The sequence below is a fragment of the Escherichia sp. MOD1-EC5433 genome, from assembly GCF_002966005.1.
In the GTDB taxonomy this organism is placed as follows: Bacteria; Pseudomonadota; Gammaproteobacteria; order Enterobacterales; family Enterobacteriaceae; genus Escherichia; species Escherichia ruysiae.
The window spans coordinates 1-870 of the sequence record NZ_PTRL01000019.1; the positions used below are offsets into that span (position 1 = coordinate 1).

Genomic DNA, 870 nt, shown 5'->3' on the forward strand with positions numbered 1-870 from the left:
GTATTGTCTTGCTCTGCGACAGATCCTACACCGAGGGCAACTGCGTCATCACCGTTTGCATTGGACTGACTACCCAAAGCAAGACTGTTTATGCCTCCAGCAAAACTATTCTCTCCCAGCGCAACGGAGCCCACACCAGATGCAGTGCTGTTACTACCCAGGGCGATTGAATTGATTTTACTTGCGTTACTGAGTTTTCCCAGTGCAATAGCATTTTCAGCATTGGTCTCACTTAACTCACCTATTGCAAGGCTGGAGTCGCCATATGCCTGACTTGTACTACCCAGCGCAACGGCGTTATCACCAGATGCATTGCTGTTACTACCCAAGGCAATGGCATTCTCCCCAGTGGCCAAGGCCACTTTTCCGAAGGCCTGACTACCTTTGCCCTCCGCTCTTGCGTCCTTGCCTATCGCCGTGGCGTTTTCAGCGAAAGCCTTAGATCCATTCCCCAGCGTAAGGGAATAATCGGCAGTCGATTTAGCTCCACTACCGATTGCTATGGCCCTATTACCGGTTGCGTCAGCTGTTTGTCCTAAAGCAACAGATCTTTCTCCTGTAGCCTGGCTCTTGAAACCTAATGAGGTACTACCTATCCCAGATTGGGCTTCTTGCCCTATTGCAATACTTGATGTTCCTGGTCCTCCTGATGGTGAAGTGTCTACTGATGATGCTTTAGCACCCTGACCAATGGCAATCCAGGTATCGGTCAATGGAGTGCTTTCGCTAGCCCCACCACCATCAAGCGCGGTCGATGCTTGTACTCCAGACGACAACAACCCACCCACAACCAACGCAGAAATTAACAGCTTACTGCGCCCGCTTTTTTTACCACGACTTTTTGCTGTTTCACTGGCAACGGTGTAACTA

At 50.2% G+C, this 870-nt stretch carries 1 pseudogene; it reads right to left on the reverse strand.

Annotation, left to right across the window (positions count from 1 at the left end):
* Positions 1-870 (reverse strand): annotated as a pseudogene (locus C3D30_RS20170) (adhesin); the annotation flags it as partial.